The sequence below is a fragment of the Anaerocolumna sp. AGMB13025 genome, assembly GCF_029689925.1.
GTDB lineage: Bacteria > Bacillota > Clostridia > Lachnospirales > Lachnospiraceae > Anaerocolumna.
This window is the reverse complement of the sequence record NZ_CP121445.1, coordinates 5355461-5375803: the sequence shown is the minus strand read 5'-3', so window position 1 is coordinate 5375803 and position 20343 is coordinate 5355461. Positions and strand designations below refer to the sequence as shown.

Here is a 20343-nt window from a genome sequence, read left to right as displayed (position 1 = left end):
AAACCTTAAAAGCCTCGTTTCTATACAATATAATCTAAAAAATTAATAATTTAGCTTATATTGTATTAACAGGCTAATACATATATTAGAGTAGTAAGGATCGCCAATATTCTAGTGTATCTAAAATGGTTCTGTCAAGGTTGATAATACCATTCCAAGCAGTACAATCATGTAATTTACGTATATCAGCCTCAATTAATGGTATATCCACAGGTCTCAATTTGTATCTATCAACATCAACTTTTATATTTACTTTAGTATGTGTAAGTATTCTCTGAAGAATTTCTTTTATGGAAATTGCATTTCCGCAACCAACATTATAAGTTTCGCTAGCATGTCCCTTTTGAATTAACAAAGAATAAGCCCTTACTACATCACGAACATCCGTAAAATCTCTTTTAACATCTAAATTGCCAACTCTAATCACTGGTTCCCTCAATCCCTTTTCGATTTCAGCAACCTGTTTACAAAAATCAGCAACTACAAACATAGGGGATTGTCTGGGACCAATATGATTAAAAGCTCTAACCATAATTATGTCCATTTGGTAAGCATCTGAATAAATCTTTCCAATCATGTTTTGACATGCTTTTGTGGCAGCATAAATATTACCAGGGCGGACATGATTGTTTTCATTAATAGGTATTTCATCTGGTAATACATAGCCATATTCTTCACCAGAACCTATTAATAGAATTCGTGGTTTATAATCTAATTCCTTTACAGCATCTAATACATTTACACAGCCTTTAATATTTACATCTATTGTAAGGGCAGGATTTTTCCATGAAAGTGATACTGAGCTTTGAGCTGCTAAATGAAAAATATAATCTGGATGTACCTCATTTAATATTGCGAATATCGCTTTCTTATCTAATATATCTAAATCATAAATAGAGATATTATCTTGTTCAATGATTTCATTTTCCAGCTTCGTAACTGCAACTGACCATCCACAATCATTAAGTAGATGGTCAGTCAGATAGTATCCAACGAAGCCGGCGCCTCCTATAATTAATGCTTTCATAAGACACCTCCATATTGGTTTTATGTAGACTATTTTATATTGCTAATTTTTATTTCTTTTGCAACTAATTCCATATCATTGGTAATCATTCTCTCGACAAGATTGGCAAAGGATATCTCTCTTTTCCAACCTAAGTTTTTTTCTGCTTTAGTTGGATCGCCTAGTAATATATCCACCTCAGCCGGGCGGAAGAATTTGGGATTGATTTTGACAATAGTTTTACCAGTAGCTTTATCAACTCCGATTTCATCAACTCCGTTTCCCTGCCATTCAATGGTAATATCTACATGGTTAAATGCGATTTCCACAAATTCACGTACGGTTCTTGTTTCATTTGTTGCAATTACATAATCATCCGGAGTATCCTGCTGAAGCATTAACCACATAGCTTTTACATAATCTTTGGAATGACCCCAGTCACGTTTGGAATCCATGTTACCAAGTTCTAAATGATCCTGAACTCCTAACTTGATTCTTGCAACAGCATCTGTAATTTTTCTTGTAACGAATTCTTTACCTCGGCGTTCACTTTCATGATTGAATAATATGCCGCTGCAAGAGAATAAATTGTAACTTTCACGATAATTCTTTGTAATCCAGTGACCATATAGTTTTGCAACACCGTAGGGACTTCGTGGATAAAAGGGAGTAGTTTCTTTTTGAGGTATTTCTTGTACTAAACCAAACATCTCACTGGTGGATGCCTGATAAAAACGGGCTGTTGGTTTTACTGTCCGAATTGCCTCTAACATATTAGTTACACCAAGTGCATCAATATCAGCAGTTGCAAGAGGTTGTTCCCAACTAGTAGCTACAAAGGATTGGGCAGCCAGGTTATAAACTTCATCTGCCTGAGATATTCTCATGGCACTAATTAATGATATTACATCTGTCATATCAGCATAGATAAAATTAATTTTATCTTTAATATGTTCCACATTGCCGTAATCTACAACACTCTTTCTTCTCATTATTCCATATACATTATAGCCTTTTTCTAAAAGCAATTCAGCGAGGTATGAACCATCCTGTCCTGTAATTCCGGTAATTAAAGCATTTTTCATATTAGTAACTCCTTGGTTTATGTTTTTTCTTTATAGGATAATAATTCTACTTATATGTATTCATTTCTATTACATATTTTAAGATTCTCTAGAATCTTTTTTATATCTCCGGCACTGTCTTTATCGCATATAAGAGTAGCATCTTCCGTATCAACAACTATAAGATTTTCTATTCCTACAGCAGCGATTAATTTCTTTCCGCCTTCAATAATGCAGTTCTTTGATTCGATTGTTATAACATTACCATCAACAACATTGCCATATTCGTTGGATTTTTTGATCCGTTCCACTGCAAGCCAGGAACCCACATCATCCCAACCAAAGGTTCCCGGAAGTGTATATATATTCTTAGATTTTTCCATAATGCCATAATCAATGGAAATAGACTGAAAATTTCTAAATTCCTTTTCGAGGATAATTTCTTCTTCTTCAGTGCCTATTGATTCTTGAATATTTAAGAGACCTTGATATGTTACAGGCATAAGTTCTTTCATTTTATTAAGGATAGAAGATACTTTCCATACGAACATTCCGCTGTTCCACAGATATTCATCTGTAGCCAAGTATTCTTTCGCTACTTCAAGACTTGGCTTCTCAACAAAACGGTCTACCTCAAAGGCTCGTCCTTCTCCAAGGCTGGGATTAAACTTAATGTAGCCATACCCTGTTTCCGGATAATCGGGTGTAATCCCAATTGTAACAATATTACTATTTTTCTGAGCTATTTCGCTGGCATCTTTTAAAGTATTTATAAACATACTGTTATATTTTATTAAGTGATCAGAGGGTAATACCAGCATGATAGCATCATCATATTTATTAGCTATATGTACAGCTCCCAAACCAATACAGGGGGCAGTATTCCTACTATAAGGTTCACATAGGATATTCTCTTTGGGTATATTGGGTAGTTGTTCAAGAACGAGAGATTTATAATCCTTGTTAGTAGATATATAGATATCCTCCATTGCAACTAGTGGCAGTATCCGTTCAATCGTTAATTGAATCATGGTCTTGCCATCACCAGTGAGAGATAGAAACTGCTTTGGTAAGTTTTTTCTACTTTTGGGCCAGAAACGTTCACCACGTCCACCAGCCATTATTAGTGCTGTTGTTTTCATTTGTTGGTTTTCTCTCCCTTATATGTTTGATTATTCACATATTTATATATTACATGATAGCTTAGGATATTGCAAATATATCTTAAAATAAATACATAAACATAGCTTGCAGTTCTTATTTGATAATTTATTTATGTGAGTTTATTCATAATAAAATATAACAATATGTATTTAATACTACTTTATACTACTTAGTAGTATTTCCTAATTTAAGTTAAAAAAAATGCTAGTATGTATATAAGAGAATAAAATCTAAATAATCTATAACATGAAAGGAAGCAAATCGAATGGAATCAATACTCAAAAAATTATATTATAGTAACATTACCCAAGATGAAATTAATTATACCAATACCCCTGAATACAAAAATTATAGCCTTAAGATTATTGAAGTTATGGAATTGTTAAAGAAGAAGGTAGGAGATGAAGATTATAAAACCATTGTTAAATTAATAGAACTGCATACGGAATCAGGAGCATATGAATCCGCAGATGCCTTTGCCTGCGGGGTTAAATATGGTGCGTTAATTATGTTAGAGGTATTACAGGACAAAATTTATAATAAAAGCTCGAGTTTAGACAAACAAACCAATAACATATGAGTTTCATAATGTAATTCAGAAAGTCATTCAATAATATCATTCAGAAGATATAAACAATTCTATCCCATTAACCGAAATAATCATGGTATTTTATTTATTTCAAATAAACAGGCTGAATTCAAGAACAGCTAATAGGATATGAATCAGTCTCATATAGAAAGAAGAGTCAACCAATGACAGCAAAAAAAATCATCCTCTTCAAAGGTCAAATCGAAACCCTTGGCTATTTCTCAGAACAACTAGCCAAAGCCTTTCACCAAATGGGTTATGAAGTATATATCTTTGATTTTGGTAAAGAATACCAAGGCATCAACGACCTCATCTGGTTCTGTGAAAAAGAGAATACCGTAATGATCACCTTCAACTTCATAGGAATCAACGGTGAAGAAATCTTCGATGTTGGTAACGGAATCACATTATGGGATCAGCGTGAAATCTTGTGTGTAAATATCATAGTAGATCATCCCTTTTATTATCACGAATTATTGAAGAAGCCACCGAAAAGATATCTTTTATTCTGTATTGACCAACACCATGTAACATATATGGAGCGGTTCTTCCCTGAAATAAAATACGTTTCTTTCTTACCCCTTGGCGGCACTAAGTTAAGCGATGTTTTTATTCCATATGAAGATAGAAAGTACGATATTGTTTTTACCGGTAATTACACCCCGCCGCATACCTTTGATAAATACATGAACCGGATTGATGAAGACTATACAAGGTTTTATCGTACCATCATAGAGGACTTAATGAATAATCCGGACAAGACCATAGAAGCAGCAATAGAAAAGCAGACCAGAGCAGAAATAGAAGGTGTCACCGAGGAAGATTTAAAGAATGCATTTGCATCTATGATTTTTATAGACCTGTATATCCGATTTCATTTCAGGGGGTTAGTGGTGCAAACGCTAGTCGATCATGGTTTTCGTGTTGATGTTTTTGGAAAGGGCTGGGATTTGCTCCAATGCAGGAAAAAGAGTAATCTGATTCAACATGGTCCAGTCGATTCCCAGGAATGTATCCGTAATATAATGGATTCCCGGATCTCCCTTAATGTTATGCCCTGGTTTAAAGCGGGTGCCCATGACAGGATTTTTAATTCCATGTTAAGTAAGGCTGTCTGCCTAAGTGATGGCAGTACATATATACAGGAGCAGTTTACGGATAATGTGGATCTGTCGGTGTACTCACTAAAGAATATTGACAGGCTTCCAGCAATTACAGAGGCTTTGTTAACGAATATAGAAAAAGCGAAGGTTATTGCGGAAAGTGGATATCAAATGGCCTTAGCAGAGCATACCTGGCGGAATCGTGCTACAGTGTTGTCGGAGGCAATTAAGCGGGAAGATATGTGGTAAATAGTTAACTTGATTTAAAGAGCTTTTTATCGGCTAAACTCGCTTATGTCTTAATATGTCAAAATAGTAAAACTATTGTCATTTAATGGTGAATGTCATGGTTATTATTACCGTTTAATTTCTGTAATGCATGGATTATTGCAAAATATACTAAATTATTATAAATTTCTACAATTGAACTGTGAAGCGAAAAAATATAATATAAGTAAGTAAATATATAATTATGAAGTATTAATTTTGGACGGCATTGCAGAGAAGACAAAACAAGACGAACAAAGTGAGGAAAAGTACAAATGAAGAATGGAAAAAGAGGCGTTAGAAATTGGCTGGTAAAACTGATGGTAGGTATCGTATTCGTATCATCTGTACTAACTAACCCAGGTACAAAAGCAGAAGCAGCAGTGAAAGCACCGGTAATTTCAAAGGCAGTAGATGTTGTCGTTGGCGGAACGTACCGTTTTGAAATTAACAACCGTGTAAAGAATTCGACCTGTCAATGGACATCAAATAACAAGAAGGTTGCAACGGTAACGAATAAGGGGGTAGTAACTGGGGTAAAGAACGGTACTGCCGATATTACCTGTAAGGTAGAAACGTCGAAGGAGACAGTTTACTTACTCAGTAAAGTAACAGTCAGGGATTTAGCAGAAGCCGTTAAAATCAGCAACAAGGTTACTACATTGAACTTAGGACAGAAATATGATTTAAACAGAACCCTTACCCCGGCTGATTCCAACGACAGAACGATTTGGAGTTCTTCCAATACCGGTATTGCAAAACCTGACAGCCTTGGTAAAATCACTGCATTAAAGGTGGGAAAGGTTAAGATTACGGCTACGACTCTTAGTGGTAAGTCAGATACAGTCACCATCCAGGTGGTGGATAAAGAAGGCACCGTCAAGAATCAGACTGAAATAAATAGAATGCTGAACAGCGGAGCAGCACAAATTACTCTTAAAACAAAGGCTGCAATTAATATTAATATACCGGAAGGCAACTATCAAAAGCAAACCCTTATCGTGGATGCTCCCAATGCTGATGTGACGAATAAAGGTATCTTTAAAGCCGTGGAGATCCGTCATATAAAGGCAAATACCTGGTATGAGGAGGCAGTTGGAAATATTATTAGTGTATCTGCTCCAACCTCCAGGGTAGCTGTCATCGACGGCGCTTGTGCATCGATTCATGTTACTAGCGGCACTGAGAATTTTACGTTACTTAATAATGGAGCAGTGGACGAGCTGCGAATAGATGCAGCAGCTCATGTTAATATTAGCGGAAATCCCACTGCTTCGACTCCGGTATATGCCAATACAGCCGGTGCTACAATCACTTCCAGTATTCCATTAACCTTAGCTTGTACTGAAAAAATTAATCTAGTTATCCTGCCAGGAGCGGAAGCAACCATTATTCAGGTTGAAAGTGAGGACTTAATACCTGTCATTACTGGAAGTTCTCCGATAAAAGTTATTGTGGGAACTGGTGAAAATGCAAGAAGTATAGAAGTAGAGCCTACGAATGCTTCGGTGAATGACACAGTCGGCGGAACACCTTCTACACCAAATGAACCGTCGAACCCAGGTACTCCGTCAAATCCGGGTATGCCCACTAATCCGGAAAATCCAGCAGTAGGTTCTATTGCCGGTCGTGTTACAGTAGTTTCGGGAAGTAGTATTAGTGTATCAGAAGATGCAACTGCCGAAGCCATTACCCTGGAACCCCTAGCCGGTGCTAATGTTCGGATTCTTAAGTATGTTGGTGATGCTGCAAGTGCAATCGAGGCGATTAATACCAATCCGGATGTGGTAGTACCCTGTGTCACCGGAGATGGCTATTTTACTGCGAATAATCTGGAAACGGGTAATTATATAGTGGTATTTGCAAAGCAGGATTACAAAGTCATAGTAAAGCTTGCCACAGTAGAAGAGAATTCAGAAAGTGTTGTAAATGCAACAATGGATAAGCTAGAACCTGGGGAAGATATTACAAAGGGTATTGCCAATGGTTTAATCATCAATTCCCTTACCGGTATGGCAGTGGATGAAAATCTTGAGTTTACCTTACAAATATATAGTGGTTTTGATAATACCACGGATTTGATTTCGACAGAAACAATAGAGGGCGGAGTTTACAGTGTCCAGCTTGCGGAAGGTCATTATACATTTAAACTAACCGATACCAGGACACCAGAAGACGGTGTAACTTATAAAACAGCGACCCACAATGTTATTGTGCTTGGTGGTACGCTTTTTACGAATCAGGATATTAGTTTAACTTTGTTAGAGGATTAAAAATAGAAAGCAGGCATTCTCCTCAGGTATGTACTTAAAGGGGAGATGCCTGCTTTTTTGTGTTTCATTTAAGTAAGATAGATATGTGAGTATAATAAAAAGTTTGTATCGCTGTATCCCTTCTACTCCATCCTACCCATTTCGTTATAATCCTCTACCAGTGAATTGGTAGTTTCCAGCACCATACCTTTTTTTGACCGAAAAGCAAGCTTTAAGAAAATGGGTGAAATAACCGTAGTAATGATAACCGTAATAATAATGGGACCAAAAAATACAGAAGATAAAAGCCCAAGCGCTGCCCCTTTATTAGCAATAATTAAAGCTACTTCCCCTCTTGATATCATGCCGCAGCCAATCTGCATGGATTCCTGATTCGTGTAACCGCATAGCTTTGCACCAATTCCGCAGCCTACGATTTTGGTAAGGATTGCAAGGAAGAGCAGCAGGAGGGAGAAGATAATAATCTGTCCGGTCATAGCTGGGAGTACGACTTTCAGACCGATGCTTGCGAAAAAGATCGGTGAAAGAAATATATAGGACAGGGTATTAAAGCGGGATGCAATGTAGTTGGAACGGGGCAGGGTCGAAATAATCAGACCAGCCATAAAGGCACCTGTGATATCAGCGACTCCGAAGACTTCATCTGCTAAATAGGATAGTACCAGACAGAAGGCAAAGGCTACAATGACAAAACGCCGCTTATCTCCTTTACAACGTTTTATATATAATCCGAACAGGTAATGAAAGATAAATCCAATCACTGCCGTCAATAAAAAGAAACTGATAATCAGCAGCAGGATTTTGGATAGTTTTACCGAAGTGTCAGCGAGACTGGTGACTATGGTAAGGGCAATTATGCCCAGTATGTCATCAATGAGAGCCGCACCAAGGATTGCATTGCCTGCACGGGTATTTAATTTACCGATTTCTTTTAGGGTTTCCACGGTTATACTCACAGAGGTAGCGGTAAGTATGACACCAATGAACATATTCTGCAGAAATACACTTGCAGAGGCATCTGAGCCGATTCTGGTGTTATATATCGCCGCAATCACATATCCGCCCAGAAAAGGGACAATAACCCCAATTAGAGCTATGATAGCGGAAGCTTTACCGGTTTTTTTAAGTTCTTTTACATCGGTTTCCAGACCGGCGGTGAACATAAGTACAATAACGCCAATTTCGGAAGTTTTATTAATAAAATCTGTTTCCTTAAGGATATTAAGGACAGCAGGTCCGAAAATTAATCCTGCCAGCAGGGCTCCAACCACCTGGGGCATTTGAAAACGTTTTGTAACTAATCCTAAGAGTTTGGTACTGATTAAAATGATTGCTAGATCAAGCAGAAAATCGTATGATTCCATATAACTAGTCTCCTTTGGTCGTATGCTATTTTATCTGGAGTCAAAACTCCAGGTTATAAACAGATACGGATACAACTTTGTATCTATTTATAACCTGGCATGTTTTAGGCATTAGTATTAGTTTAGATTAAAATGACTGATAAGTCAACTAAATACATGAATATGTTCCAAATAGCAGCATAATCTGAGAAAGTGCAACATGATCAGCCACAGAAGAGGACGTTTATTCCACCTTAATCAGTTGATTCATATCCTCTGCTATACTCTTAAGGGTTTCTGCACTGCTTGCCAGTTCCTCGCTCATAGCCAGGTTCTGGTTAATGGATTCAAATACCTGGTTAAAGTTAGTGATGGTCTGGTTGGTTGTGTCAGTAATCCGGGAATTAAAATCCACCGTATTCTCAGTCTCCTTTAACATGGTCTGGGTGAGTGTACTGATTTCGTTAATGTTTTTACCGGAGTCCTTAAGGCTTGTAATCATGTCATTTATATTTTGTACGGCAGTACTTAATATGGTGTTGCCATTGCTTACTTTCTCTGTATTTTCTGCCATTAAGGTTTTGACCTGGAGGACCCGGTTCTTAAATTCCTGGGTGATGGAGGCGACTTCACTTAAGGATTTATTAGTATCCTCCGCAAGTTTCCTGATTTCATCCGCTACGACGGCAAAGCCTTTGCCTTGTTCACCTGCCCTGGCAGCTTCGATGGAGGCATTCAGGGAGAGTAGATTGGTCTGTTCGGAGATTTGCTTTATGATTTCTAAGATATTGTCTATCTGACCGGATTTTTCTTCAAGGATATGTGTTGCCTCTAGCGTATTTTCGATGTCTCCCTTGATATCAATAATAATGCTTAAGGTTTCGCTTAGGGCACTTTCATTATTATTTGACAGTTCGATTAATTTTGTGGATTTATATTCGGTATCCTTTACTTTATCAGCGATGGAGCTATAAGTGGTTAGGAGTTTTGACAGGCTTTGGCTGTTGGCTTTGATACCATTTAACATCTGATCCGAATCTTTTACGGCATCTTTGCTGGTGACGGCGATTTCTTCTACAGAAGCGCTTTCCTCCGTTGCTATTTCCTCCAGGTTTTCACTGGAGACTAAAAGGGACTGGGCATATTCGGATACTTTTTGAAATAGGATAAGGTTCTTTTCATTATGGTTTCGCAGAATTTCTTCATTGTCTTCTACGGTCTTTAAAATACTGGAGGAAAAGTAGGTGAACAAAAGTATACCAAAGGAGATTAAGCTGATTACCACAATCCTTAAAATCATTTCCCGGATCAGGTGATCCCCGCTTGGAAGGGTAGACTTATTGAAGAGGAAAATAACTACTTGTGACAGGGTTCCCATTAAGATAAATGCAAGGTTTAATTTGTTATCCAAAAACAGTGCCCCAAGGATTATGAAATAGAATACACAGGCCCAGATTTCCTTTGAAGGCACCAAAAGACCGATATAGACATAGTTTACATAGGAAAAGAGAAGGATGATGATTTTGAGTGCCTGGAACGCTTTGGTGATATGTTCCCGGTCTTTTGCGGTCTGGTCATACATTACTTTGAAGGTTATTAACTCTGCCGCCATAAGTGCGGCCAGAATTCCTAAAGAGCTCCACTGGATTTCCTCATAGAAACCGGTCAGTTTTAAAAATATGAATAAGGAGGCCGCAAGGAAAGCACTGATGGAGTAAATGATTAGTACAAATTTCAGTGTTTTAAATTGATATTGAATGATGGTGTTTTTTTCGTTTGGCATAATTGATTCCTCTTTTCTTTTGTTTGATTACCATTGATATAATAAAGCTGTCATAGAATAACCGGAGGCTACCGAACAAAAGATAACCAGCTCATCTTGGTTAAAGTGTGCCGTCTTTAATTTATCCTCCAATGCCATAATTGGACTGGTACAGCCGGTATAGCCGTATTTGTCACCAATATAAAAAGCCCTGCTCATATCGGTATTTAGCTGTCGCATGGTTAATTCAAGATCAGTTTTTGAGAACTGGGACATAAAGTACTGGGTTACCTGCTTCGGAGTGTATCTAAAATCAGCCAATAAATTTGTTATCAGCTCAGACCATTTCCCGGAAAGAAAATCAAAATCAAAGGGTTTCCACAGCATTTTCCTCTCGTCTGTACTGACTGTTTCTGAAGAGATCTTTGACATGCCGCAGGCCGGCATGGTGATTGACCAGTAATAAGTGTCATCGGTAAACATTCTGGAACCAAGTAATCCCCGTTCCGTGGCTTCTTCTTTTTTCTCCAGAATGATTGCGGCTGCACCGTCACCGGTACAGGCATAAGCAACCATATCATCTTTCCTTGCCTGGGGGCTGATTAGCAGTGAACCGACGATTAGCACTTTATTAAATTTTACATCTGTTTTTAGGTATCTGGCAGCCGTATCCATTGCTGTTAACATACCGATACAGTTGGCATTCATATCAAATACAGCATGCGCATTCACTGCTTTTATTTGATTTTTTATGAGCAGGGCACAACAGGGCGAGAGATACTCTGGCGTATCCGACACTGAGATAATCATATCCAGTTCCTCAGTCCTGATTCCTGAGTTATGAAGTGCTGCTTTGGCGGCATTTACAGCCATAGTAAGACTGGTTTCTTCTTCGCTTGCAAGAGTCCGGATTTCTCTGCCTAATTTGTGCAGTAATGCGCTGGCATGTTCCGAAGCGTTGTAAGCTTTAAAGTGATCAATATAGTATTGGTTGTCGATTTGATTTTGGGGATGATATGAGCCAACCCCTGCAATATGTACATTTTTAAACATACTTCCTCCCATCTGCGTATCCTGGTACGCGTAAAAAACAAGAAACTCTGTGTTTTGAAAGTAAATACAAAGGTAATAATAAGTTCAGGTGTTTCTTTACAAATCTGCAAGCTGCCTGATATCTGTCTTAAGCTGCCCGAGGCTTCCCCCTCGGTACTTTGAGAAATTTATATAAGTTTTTTATTATCTTTTAACAAAGTTACATAAAAAAATAGATGACACCAAGAAAATGCCATCTATCCTCAAAGCATACTCTCAGCAGCCTGGCAATCCTGGGATATCTCCTTTAGATCCATGGCTTTGCGTCCTTACCTTTTGATAAGTTTGCTCTTAATAATAATTCACATATGGGTGTCGTACCTTATGAAACAAATTATAACATGAATGTTGTTTTTATCAATAGTTGTTTGTAAAATTTTACAATATTATATTGTATCATAGTATAATGTTTTATATTATGGCAGAAAAACAAAGATAATGTAGTTTTTACGCTGAAGCCGACAGGTTATGATACCCTGGTATGTTCTAACTTATTGTTGTTCCGCACTTTTCAATCTGTTAAAATATAGATTGAGTAATAAAAATTATTACGTGATTGCAAAACTACGATGTTGTATCTATTTATCAATCTACTACAATTCAAGAGCCGAATTTTCCTTGGAGAACAAGGAAGCTTTATAAGTCGTAAGCGATAAGCTGGTTACTGGCCATGAGTTTATGAGAATGGTATAATGCTGGAAAGTTAGGCTTAAAGGGAAGTGACGATTCAATTGGTAACGCTACGATACTAATACAACAGCGGTATTATGTTTGCGATAGAAGAAAAGAGGGATTTATGATTAACGAAAAAACAATAAATGATATTAATAAATGTATAAAAAAACTTGCCGTTACTACTGCATTTTTAACTATGGATAACTATATACAGCACGGGGATACAACCTGCCTGTGGCACAGTATTGCGGTTGCTTATTATAGTCTGTTTCTGGTAAGGTTATTTCACCTGCGCTGCAACCGACAGAGTCTTTTAATGGGAGCATTATTTCATGATTATTATTTATATGACTGGCATGTGAAAGACCCCTCACATAGATTCCATGGTTTCAGGCATCCCAAAACGGCACTTAAAAATACCAGGAAGGTCAGAAAAATGAATGAGGTTGAAATGGATATTATCATGAAACATATGTTTCCGTTAACGCCGTTTCCTCCGGTATATAAGGAAAGTATAATTGTATGTATAGTGGATAAAATATGCTCTACTTACGAAGTTTTTTGTAGAAACACATACAAATTGCTTAAGAAGGAGTGCCGACTTTACAGCTGCATTTAATGGAAACAGCTTTCATTATACCTGAAAGATTCATAAACACACCTGGAAAAACATTTAGAAAAATGAACCTTGAAAAACATTTAGAAAAATCAGGCAGAACCTGGAAAAACATTTAAAAAAATGTATTGACATTTTTATATTTAGTTAGTATACTAACTATCCTGAGAGGTGATAGGAATGCTTGAGGATAAAGACATTGGGTTTATCTTGCATCGGGCAGCCATGTCTGCGAAGTGTAAGTTTTCCTGTAAATTAAATGAGTTCGGTATTACACCGGGGCAATTCATGGTTTTAAAAGAGATTTTTAAACATCAGTCTGAAACCGGCGAATCAGGGCTTTCCCCTGCAGGCATTGCGGAAAGGCTGCAATTTGACAGACCTACCGTTACCGGTATCATTGACAGGTTAGAAGCCCAGGAGTGGGCAGAGCGGGTAATTAATCCAAAGGATAAGAGATCCTGTCTGATTAAAATTACAGACAAAGCACTGGATAAATTAAAACTGCTAGAGGAGATAAATCTTGTGAATCAAAATAAGATTCTTAATGGATTTAGTGAGGAAGAGAAGACTTCCTTTAAAAATTATCTGCTGCGGGTTATCGATAATTTTATGGAACCCCAGGATAATTAATTGTTGCAAAAGTGAAAGCAAGGGTTGGTTTACAACAGGAGAGGTTAAATGAACAATTCAAAACAACTAGGTGAAATGAAAGTCATCAATTTATTAATTAAATTTTCAATTCCGGCAATTGTAGGTATGCTGGTTAATGCTTTATACAATGTGGTAGACAGGGTGTTTATCGGCAATGGTGTAGGTAAAATGGGAATAGCAGGTGTTACCATCGGCTTTCCGATTATGCTGCTGATGATGGCCTTTTCCATGCTGATTGGTATTGGTGCCAATTCCCTCGTATCAATTAAATTAGGTCAGAACCAAAAAGAGGAAGCGCAAATTATCTTTGGTAATTCCATCAGTTTACTGGTTATTTCCTCCCTGATCTTAACAGTAGTTGGATTAGTATATCTCGATCCAATTCTTAAAGTTCTAGGTGCAAGTGAAGATATCTTACCTTATGCCAGAGATTATATGCAGATCATATTAATCGGTGGTGTTTTCCAATCTCTTGGGATGGGCATGAATAACTTTATACGTTCCGAAGGAAATCCCAAAATAGCGATGTACACCATGTTAATCGGTGCTATCCTGAATACTATCTTGGACCCTTTATTTATCTTTGTTTTCGATATGGGTATGCAGGGGGCTGCAATTGCTACTATTTTAGCCCAGTTTTTTTCAGCGGTCTGGGTAATTGCGTATTTCTTAAGGGGTAAAAGTTTATTTAAAATCAACTGGGCCGGTTTGAGTTTAAAATCCTCTGTGGTGGGTCGTATTCTGGTATTAGGAACTGCTCCCTTTGCCATGCAGATTGCTGCAAGTGTACAGAATTTTATTATGAATAAAAGTTTAGTTATTTATGGTGGGGATATTGCCATCTCCGGTATGGGAATTGTCAATAGTATCATTACGTTAATGATTATGCCGCTTTTTGGTATTAACCAGGGAGTTCAGCCTATTATTGGATATAATTATGGTGCCAAGAAGTATGACAGAGTAAAGGAAGCATACAAGCTGGCAGTTATATTTGCTACGATTGTGGTGGTGATCGGTTGGATTGTAACCAGGGTTTTCCCGGAACAGCTGGTTTATTTGTTTAACAGTAAGGATCAAGAATTAATTGCGTTTGGTACGTCCGCGACCAGGACATTCTTAGTGTTTTTACCTGTGGTCGGTTTTCAGATTATTTCCTCCAATTATTTTCAGGCCATCGGAAAGCCAACACATTCCGCTTTGCTTGGTCTTTCCAGACAAGTCTTAATACTAATACCGGCTTTGCTCATATTACCTAAATTCTTTGGATTACAAGGTGTTATTTCAGCCGGACCTTTGGCAGACGTCATATCCACCATCGTGACGGGTATCTTTATATCGATTGAGCTTAGAAAGCTGAATGAAAAACATGAGGCGAGTGTAGCAGATCATGCGGCTTTGGGAAATGTGGATATGGGAGAGATTGATATTGTTGATATGGAGTAAATTTGATATCTAAAATGTGGATGAAATACCTGGGTGTTCACTCCGATTGTGGATACTTTTGAAAGTTTTCGGGGGCTAGGTTATAGATAACACTTTTATAAAGACTTTAAAATTTAATTGTATCATAACGAGATACAGTAACCGGAAAATAGTTAGGTACTGAGTACAATTTAAACAATTGCTTTTTTTGTTTAAATTGTACTCAGTACCTTTCTTTATGTTGAATGGATTGCTGACTTACTTTAATATGGTTTTTTTAACAACAAGCTAAATTATATTTTGTCAAGGCTCTGTTTCTAAATCAGGCCATGGGGCTTGTTCTTTATGACAAAAGTCTGTTCTTAATGGATATAATCTTGTTCTTAATGAACACAATCCTGTTCTTAATGGACAGAACCTTATCCTTAATGGACATAACCTTGTTCTTAATGAACAGAACTTAATTCTTAATGGACACAATCCTGTTCTTGATGGACAGAACCTTATCCTTAATGGACATAACCTTGTTCTTAATGAACAGAACCTAATTCTTAATGGACATAATCCTATTCTTAATGAACATAACTCTTATGAAAGAAAAAAATAGAAGGTAATTATTGGATATGCAGCCTTAAGGTTACGTCATACATTTTAATATAAAAATTCATATACAATTTTTCTTTGATACCGTTCTCCTTTTAACGTGATTCCATCAGAACCTTCCCCCAAATGCAAGGCATCAGGAAAGTCCTGAGCTTCCAATGCGATGGCACAGCTTATGTATGTTGGAGTGTTGTTTTTTAGTCTATATTCACTTCCTATAAACCCCCCGGAATATAATACCAGGCAGGGAGCATTCGTATATAATTTAAGCCCTGCCGTATGCTCTGAATCCCAAAGGGTTACCGCCGGAGCATTACGTAGAGCGGCATTTCGTATGTCAAACCCGTTGTTATAGCCCTTTGCGATTATAGTTTGCGGGTGATTGGGATAACTCTCAAGATTATCTTTTAATGATACCGGGGAGCCAAAATCAAAGGGGGAGTTCTCAATCGGTAATAATTGCAGGGGGAGGTGCTCTTCGTTATTGGCAATATAGGAATTGGCATCTATGTTTAATATCTGTGACAGACCGGGAGCGTTTAGACCGGATAGGTTAAAATACGTATGGTTTGACAGGTTAAAATAAGTATCACGGTCTGAAGTACCGGAATATTGAATTTCAAATCGTCCCGAGTTATCCAAGGTATAGGAGACACTAATTTCTCTGTTTCCTGGATACCCCTCCTGCCCGTCTGTTAAGACAGTACTAAGGGTTAGACTAACAAAATTTTTGCCCTTTATCCGCTCTTTTAAACTCCAATTCTGATAAGACACAGAAGAAACCCCACCATGAAGATGATGTCTCCCGTCATTTTGACTTAATTGATAGTTGTTGCTGCCTATTGTCATTTCTCCGTTGCGGATACGTCCGGCATTTGGTCCTAAGCTGGAACCGGGATAGAGGGGATTATGTATGTAATCCTCCCAGTTCTTAAGGGTAAGAGTAATGGTACGCAGACCGGTATCTTTATCCGGTAGGGCAATCTCCATAATCGTTCCTCCGTAAGAGAGTATGGAGATGTTAATATTATTGTCATTTACTAAGGTATATAAAAAGATAGAATCCTGTGATAAATTGCCTAAATATTTTTCTGTTATGTTCATAATAGCCTCTTTCTGCACTCATTTATTTTGCTGTTCTGGATTTGCTCAGATATTCTTTTAAATCTTCCTCAGCCTTATTCAATATACTTTAGACTCATATCAGTTAAGTCCCAATTGTTCCAGACTTTGATATCCATAGGGTACTATACAATTTGTATGAAAAACTGGCAATATAGATGAATAAACAGAGCAATATTTACAAAGAGCAGAGCAAGATAAATTAATGTATTGTCTTTGATACAGCGTTATAATCTGGTTGTAACTGAAAACAAAAGAACTGGAGGTGAAGGCTTTAAGTTATAACAGAAGTTTTAAACATAGATTTCGGGTCTAGGCAAGGAAGATTGAATAACAGAATAGGAGAGGGTTTATGATGAAAAGATTAAGAAAAGTAACGAGTCTGGTTTTTGCATTACTATTATGTGTTGTAATGGCAGCAGGCTGCAGCAGTAACTCTGGCGGGAACAAAGAGACGAAAGCTGTAGACGGTGCCCAGACAGGAACCGGTGAAAAAGTAGAATTAACTTTTGCCATCTGGGATGCAAATCAGCAGGCGGGAATGCAAGCTATGGCAGATGCTTTTATGAAAGACAATTCGAATATAACCATTAAAGTTGAGGTAACTCCCTGGGATCAGTACTGGACAAAATTAAATGCGGCGGCAACCGGCGGTAATATGCCCGATATCTTCTGGATGCATCCGGAACAGATCTATAACTATGTAGAAGGTAATGCCTTAATGAATTTAGCGGATAAGATTAATGGCTCTGCAACAGTCAGAATTACTATTATAACCTGATCTGGCAGAATGGTTCAGATGTTATCAATAAAGATGAAACAGATTCTTTATATGATGATCCGAAAACTATTGATGCAATCAAGTACGCAGTTTCTTTTATTAATAAAGGGTTCTCTCCAACGGCAGAGGATTTCGCCAATACCACACCGGACCAGTATTTTGAGTCGGGAAAAGCAGCGATGATTACGGCAGGTTCCTGGATGGCCAATGAGTATCTGTCTATTGATGGATTAAATATCGATGTGGCTCCCATGCCAAAACAGGCACAAAGGGGTTCTATTTGCGGCGGTATGGGGTATTCCATAGCAGCGAAAACGAAACATCCCGAGGAAGCCTGGAAGTTCGTGGAGTATTTAGGCGGTATGGATGCTAACATAATTCAGTCAAAATCCGGAGCAGCGATTTCTGCTTATGAAGGTTCACAAGAACCCTGGGCCGAAGGATTTCCCAAAATCAAAGCTCAGGTATTTATCGATGCGGCAGATTACGGGTATTCAACTCAGTATGTGGAATCCAGAAGAGACTGGGTAACCTTGGAAGAAGACATTATGACACAGATATTTACAGGAAGTATCAGCGCAGAAGATGGCTGTAAACAAATAGCTGATCAGGTACAGGCAATCCTGGATAATAAATAAGTTGAATAAATTAAAATAACTAAAGCAAATTGAAATAACTGAAGAAAAAAACTGAAGCAAATTGAAAACTGAAGCAAAAAAACTAAAACAAATTGAAAACTAAAACAAATTGAAAAACTAAAATAATTTGTAATAACAGAAGCAAAATTGAAATAACTGAAGTAAATGGATGGTGATTGAAGGTAATTACTATCCATTTATTTCGCATCCATGGATGAATTAAGGATATAGGAGTTTTGCCGTGAAATTAAGTCTTTCCCGCTCTGATTTGCGGCAGTGCCATACATCTCATCTGCAAGCAGATGCGGTATGTATCAGGAACCAGGTAAAAAACTTATTATCAAACAATAAGTTTGTGACAGCGCACCACAAACTTGATTGGCTGAAGAGCGTGCGCAAGAATAGAGGTGACGTTAAAATGAAAATGAATTCTTCAATAATAAGCAAAAGGAAGGTAAAGATATGGATTTGGGCCTATGTGTTAGTGGCTCCGACAGTTTTACTGATACTTCTTTTAAATGTATGGCCGATTCTACAGACCAGCTGGTACAGCTTTAACGAACTAAAAGGGATGGCCGCGCCTAAATGGGTGGGTTTTGACAATTACCGAAAAGCCTTTTTGGATAAGGAATTACTAAAATCTTTACTGAATACGTTTCTCTACGCAGTAGTATCGGTTCCTGTGGGAGTTGCATTATCCCTGCTTGTAGCCGTATTCCTGAATGTCAATATACGAGCAAAAGGGTTTTTCAGAACGTTATATTTTATCCCTGTTGTATCAGCTCCAGCGGCCATTGCCATGGTATGGAGATGGCTTTACAATGCTCAATATGGTTTGATCAATTACGGGTTATCCTTAACCGGTATAAAAGGTCCGAACTGGCTTGGAGACAGCAGATTTATATTATCTGCGGTTATTATTGTTGGCATATGGTCTATGATTGGTTATAATATGATCATTTTGCTGGCAGGTCTGCAGGATATTCCAAAAACTTTTTACGAGGCTGCAGAAATAGATGGCGCAGGGCCCTTCTATAAGTTTAGAAACATTACCCTTCCTCTGGTTTCTCCGACCTTATTCTTTGTTACTCTTACTACCTTCATCAGTTCGTTTCAGGTCTTTGACCATATCTATATGATGGTGGGGCAAAGCAATCCGGCTAAAAAAGCGGCTCAGTCTGTTGTTTATATGTATTATCAGTATACCTTTGTCAACTACAATAAAGGATATGGCTCAACGATTGCCACCATTTTGTTGCTTATAATTTTGCTCATAACCTTTATTCAGATGAAACTGCAGAAGAAATGGGTATTTTATCGATAGGAGAAATCACATGGACAGGAAAATAAGGAAAGGCAATATTATCATATATCTATTATTAATCTTAGGAAGTATTATTATGGTGCTTCCCTTTATCTGGAGTGTTTTGACCTCCTTTAAAAACTTGACTGAATCCCTGCAGGTACCGCCTAAAATCCTGCCGGACAAATGGAGCATGGTGAATTTTAAAAGTGTGTGGAATACACTTCCCTTTACAAGCTTTTTTACGAATACCTTTATCATGATAGCAGTCAGATTAATCACCTCTACAATCTTTAGTGCCATGGCAGCTTACGCCTTTGCAAGACTCGACTTTCCCGGCAGAGGAGTCTTGTTTACGCTGGTACTTCTGCCTATGATGGTGCCGTCACAGATTTTTATTTTGCCCCAGTATCTTATCGTATCGAAATTAGGCTGGGCAAATACGGTGAAAGCCCTGATCGTTCCAGGTATTGTCAGTACTTTCGGAACGTTTCTGCTGCGGCAGTTCTTCTTGGGGATTCCAGATGAACTAGAGGAAGCCGCAATACTCGACGGCTGCAATACAGGCCAGGTTTTTGCTAAAATTATGCTTCCCCTGGCAAAATCCGGTATCGTATCACTCATTATATTTACCTCCCTTTTTGCCTGGAAGGATTTAATGTGGCCCTTAATTGTTAATATGACTCCCGAAAAAATGCCGCTGTCCTCTGGTCTGGCCTTACTCCAGGGACAATATACCACCAATTATCCCGAATTAATGGCAGGCTCCGTAATAGCAATTATACCTATGGTAGTATTGTTTATTGTATTCCAGAAACAGTTCGTGGAAGGTATTGCAACCACTGGTTCAAAGAACTAAACGATTA

The 20343-nt window shown here is 37.9% G+C and carries 17 protein-coding genes and 1 riboswitch; of the genes, 10 read left to right on the top strand and 7 right to left on the bottom strand.

What is annotated here, in order from left to right; all coding sequences use genetic code 11:
* Positions 1 to 85: 85 nt before the first annotated feature.
* Genes QA584_RS22230 through QA584_RS22220 form a run of 3 tightly spaced genes read right to left on the bottom strand, consistent with a single transcriptional unit; the run spans position 86 to position 3212 of the window.
* Positions 86 to 1027, bottom strand: coding sequence for a GDP-mannose 4,6-dehydratase (locus tag QA584_RS22230; RefSeq protein ID WP_278271297.1), 942 nt, complete (start codon positions 1025 to 1027; stop codon positions 86 to 88).
* A gap of 29 nt (positions 1028 to 1056) precedes the next feature.
* Positions 1057 to 2091, bottom strand: a complete 1035-nt coding sequence (gmd, locus tag QA584_RS22225) for a GDP-mannose 4,6-dehydratase (protein ID WP_278271296.1) — start codon at positions 2089 to 2091, stop codon at positions 1057 to 1059.
* Between the two features lie 50 nt (positions 2092 to 2141).
* Positions 2142 to 3212: a mannose-1-phosphate guanylyltransferase gene (locus QA584_RS22220; RefSeq protein ID WP_278271295.1), complete on the bottom strand. Its 1071-nt coding sequence runs from the start codon at positions 3210 to 3212 to the stop codon at positions 2142 to 2144.
* Positions 3213 to 3499: 287 nt separating this feature from the next.
* On the opposite strand from QA584_RS22220, the gene QA584_RS22215 reads away from it, so the two are divergent.
* The 3 genes from QA584_RS22215 (at position 3500) to QA584_RS22205 (ending at position 7466) form a co-directional block, all read left to right on the top strand.
* Positions 3500 to 3814, top strand: a complete 315-nt coding sequence (locus tag QA584_RS22215) for a DUF6809 family protein (protein WP_278271294.1) — start codon at positions 3500 to 3502, stop codon at positions 3812 to 3814.
* A gap of 173 nt (positions 3815 to 3987) precedes the next feature.
* Positions 3988 to 5175: a glycosyltransferase family protein gene (locus QA584_RS22210; RefSeq protein WP_278271293.1), complete on the top strand. Its 1188-nt coding sequence runs from the start codon at positions 3988 to 3990 to the stop codon at positions 5173 to 5175.
* Positions 5176 to 5468: 293 nt separating this feature from the next.
* Positions 5469 to 7466, top strand: a complete 1998-nt coding sequence (locus tag QA584_RS22205; protein WP_278271292.1) for an Ig-like domain-containing protein — start codon at positions 5469 to 5471, stop codon at positions 7464 to 7466.
* 122 nt (positions 7467 to 7588) lie between these two features.
* On the opposite strand, the gene QA584_RS22200 is transcribed toward QA584_RS22205, so the two are convergent.
* The 3 genes from QA584_RS22200 to QA584_RS22190 form a co-directional block, all read right to left on the bottom strand.
* A complete protein-coding gene (locus QA584_RS22200; protein ID WP_278271291.1) occupies positions 7589 to 8830 on the bottom strand; it encodes a cation:proton antiporter in 1242 nt (413 codons plus the stop codon).
* Between the two features lie 223 nt (positions 8831 to 9053).
* Positions 9054 to 10592 (bottom strand): methyl-accepting chemotaxis protein, encoded by a 1539-nt coding sequence (locus QA584_RS22195; RefSeq protein WP_278271290.1) that lies wholly within the window; start codon positions 10590 to 10592, stop codon positions 9054 to 9056.
* 27 nt (positions 10593 to 10619) lie between these two features.
* Positions 10620 to 11624 (bottom strand): 3-oxoacyl-[acyl-carrier-protein] synthase III C-terminal domain-containing protein, encoded by a 1005-nt coding sequence (locus QA584_RS22190; protein WP_278271289.1) that lies wholly within the window; start codon positions 11622 to 11624, stop codon positions 10620 to 10622.
* A gap of 254 nt (positions 11625 to 11878) precedes the next feature.
* Positions 11879 to 11963: riboswitch (cyclic di-GMP riboswitch) on the bottom strand.
* Positions 11964 to 12459: 496 nt separating this feature from the next.
* Here QA584_RS22190 and QA584_RS22185 point away from each other — a divergent pair.
* The 3 genes from QA584_RS22185 to QA584_RS22175 all read left to right on the top strand — a co-directional run bounded on the left by QA584_RS22185 (position 12460) and on the right by QA584_RS22175 (position 15051).
* Positions 12460 to 12957 carry a phosphohydrolase gene (locus tag QA584_RS22185; RefSeq protein ID WP_278271288.1) on the top strand — a complete coding sequence of 166 codons (498 nt, stop codon included), beginning with the start codon at positions 12460 to 12462 and terminating at the stop codon, positions 12955 to 12957.
* A 177-nt stretch (positions 12958 to 13134) separates the two neighbouring features.
* Positions 13135 to 13587, top strand: coding sequence for a MarR family winged helix-turn-helix transcriptional regulator (locus QA584_RS22180; protein ID WP_278271287.1), 453 nt, complete (start codon positions 13135 to 13137; stop codon positions 13585 to 13587).
* Between the two features lie 48 nt (positions 13588 to 13635).
* A complete protein-coding gene (locus QA584_RS22175; protein WP_278271286.1) occupies positions 13636 to 15051 on the top strand; it encodes an MATE family efflux transporter in 1416 nt (471 codons plus the stop codon).
* Positions 15052 to 15681: 630 nt separating this feature from the next.
* On the opposite strand, the gene QA584_RS22170 is transcribed toward QA584_RS22175, so the two are convergent.
* Positions 15682 to 16737, bottom strand: coding sequence for an aldose epimerase family protein (locus QA584_RS22170; RefSeq protein WP_278271285.1), 1056 nt, complete (start codon positions 16735 to 16737; stop codon positions 15682 to 15684).
* 370 nt (positions 16738 to 17107) lie between these two features.
* On the opposite strand from QA584_RS22170, the gene QA584_RS22165 reads away from it, so the two are divergent.
* The 4 genes from QA584_RS22165 (at position 17108) to QA584_RS22150 (ending at position 20336) form a co-directional block, all read left to right on the top strand.
* Positions 17108 to 17536, top strand: a complete 429-nt coding sequence (locus QA584_RS22165) for an ABC transporter substrate-binding protein (RefSeq protein WP_278271284.1) — start codon at positions 17108 to 17110, stop codon at positions 17534 to 17536.
* Positions 17533 to 18174 carry an extracellular solute-binding protein gene (locus QA584_RS22160; RefSeq protein ID WP_331487951.1) on the top strand — a complete coding sequence of 214 codons (642 nt, stop codon included), beginning with the start codon at positions 17533 to 17535 and terminating at the stop codon, positions 18172 to 18174. The genes QA584_RS22165 and QA584_RS22160 overlap by 4 nt, the downstream gene beginning before the upstream one ends.
* A 418-nt stretch (positions 18175 to 18592) precedes the next feature.
* Complete coding sequence (locus QA584_RS22155; RefSeq protein WP_278271283.1) at positions 18593 to 19498, top strand: carbohydrate ABC transporter permease; 906 nt, start codon at positions 18593 to 18595, stop codon at positions 19496 to 19498.
* Positions 19499 to 19508: 10 nt separating this feature from the next.
* On the top strand, positions 19509 to 20336 hold the full coding sequence (locus QA584_RS22150; RefSeq protein ID WP_278271282.1) for a carbohydrate ABC transporter permease: 828 nt from the start codon (positions 19509 to 19511) through the stop codon (positions 20334 to 20336).
* The last annotated feature ends 7 nt before the right edge of the window (positions 20337 to 20343 follow it).

Excerpts from the sequence above, each read along its gene's own strand:
- QA584_RS22230 (WP_278271297.1), bottom strand. The coding sequence starts at position 1,027 with ATGAAAGCATTAATTATAGGAGGCGCCGGCTTCGTTGGATACTATCTG.
- gmd (WP_278271296.1), bottom strand. The coding sequence starts at position 2,091 with ATGAAAAATGCTTTAATTACCGGAATTACAGGACAGGATGGTTCATAC.
- QA584_RS22220 (WP_278271295.1), bottom strand. The coding sequence starts at position 3,212 with ATGAAAACAACAGCACTAATAATGGCTGGTGGACGTGGTGAACGTTTC.
- QA584_RS22215 (WP_278271294.1), top strand. The coding sequence starts at position 3,500 with ATGGAATCAATACTCAAAAAATTATATTATAGTAACATTACCCAAGAT.
- QA584_RS22210 (WP_278271293.1), top strand. The coding sequence starts at position 3,988 with ATGACAGCAAAAAAAATCATCCTCTTCAAAGGTCAAATCGAAACCCTT.
- QA584_RS22205 (WP_278271292.1), top strand. The coding sequence starts at position 5,469 with ATGAAGAATGGAAAAAGAGGCGTTAGAAATTGGCTGGTAAAACTGATG.
- QA584_RS22200 (WP_278271291.1), bottom strand. The coding sequence starts at position 8,830 with ATGGAATCATACGATTTTCTGCTTGATCTAGCAATCATTTTAATCAGT.
- QA584_RS22195 (WP_278271290.1), bottom strand. The coding sequence starts at position 10,592 with ATGCCAAACGAAAAAAACACCATCATTCAATATCAATTTAAAACACTG.
- QA584_RS22190 (WP_278271289.1), bottom strand. The coding sequence starts at position 11,624 with ATGTTTAAAAATGTACATATTGCAGGGGTTGGCTCATATCATCCCCAA.
- QA584_RS22185 (WP_278271288.1), top strand. The coding sequence starts at position 12,460 with ATGATTAACGAAAAAACAATAAATGATATTAATAAATGTATAAAAAAA.
- QA584_RS22180 (WP_278271287.1), top strand. The coding sequence starts at position 13,135 with ATGCTTGAGGATAAAGACATTGGGTTTATCTTGCATCGGGCAGCCATG.
- QA584_RS22175 (WP_278271286.1), top strand. The coding sequence starts at position 13,636 with ATGAACAATTCAAAACAACTAGGTGAAATGAAAGTCATCAATTTATTA.
- QA584_RS22170 (WP_278271285.1), bottom strand. The coding sequence starts at position 16,737 with ATGAACATAACAGAAAAATATTTAGGCAATTTATCACAGGATTCTATC.
- QA584_RS22165 (WP_278271284.1), top strand. The coding sequence starts at position 17,108 with ATGATGAAAAGATTAAGAAAAGTAACGAGTCTGGTTTTTGCATTACTA.
- QA584_RS22155 (WP_278271283.1), top strand. The coding sequence starts at position 18,593 with ATGAAAATGAATTCTTCAATAATAAGCAAAAGGAAGGTAAAGATATGG.
- QA584_RS22150 (WP_278271282.1), top strand. The coding sequence starts at position 19,509 with ATGGACAGGAAAATAAGGAAAGGCAATATTATCATATATCTATTATTA.